The sequence below is a fragment of the Imhoffiella purpurea genome, from assembly GCF_000585215.1.
Classification (GTDB): domain Bacteria; phylum Pseudomonadota; class Gammaproteobacteria; order Chromatiales; family Chromatiaceae; genus Imhoffiella; species Imhoffiella purpurea.
In genome coordinates this window covers 1-479 of record NZ_AONC01000102.1, presented here as the reverse complement: position 1 = coordinate 479, position 479 = coordinate 1, and the positions used below count along the sequence as shown (strand labels likewise).

At 63.3% G+C, this 479-nt stretch carries 1 pseudogene; it reads right to left on the bottom strand.

Features of this window, described 5'->3' with window-relative positions:
* A pseudogene (locus D779_RS21955) lies at nucleotides 1-479 on the bottom strand (ISKra4 family transposase); the annotation flags it as partial.

The following is a 479-nucleotide window of genomic DNA, read 5'->3' as shown; positions in this document are numbered from 1 at the left end:
CCTCAAGGAAGGTCCAATTGCTGGCGGCACCGTCAGCGATCCCCAGGTAGAGCGCGTCGGGATAGCGCTGCTTGGCCCGGCCAATCTCACGCGTCATGCGCTGATAAAAGGCGTGCTTGCCGTACTCGGGCGCGGCGGCGAGGTAGATCGTGTGTTGGCGTTCGCCTTCGGGGTCGTAGAACGAGAGCGTGCCGACCATCGCCTCGCGGTAGCCAGCGCTGTCGGCCATCGGGATCATGGCGCCATCGAGGCTGACCATGACCGTACTGATGCTCGCACTCAACGTCGGCATCTCGTACTCCCAATCTTCTTCCTTGGCCGCGGCGATGGTGCCCACCCACTCGGCAACGTTCTGAATGTAGGACGTGGCTACCTGACGACCGTGGTTGTGTTCAAGGTCCGTCTGCACCGCACGCACGTTGAGCTGCGCGTATTTATGGCTGAGCTGACTGGCGAAGCGCGGCGTGGCCCCGCGGATG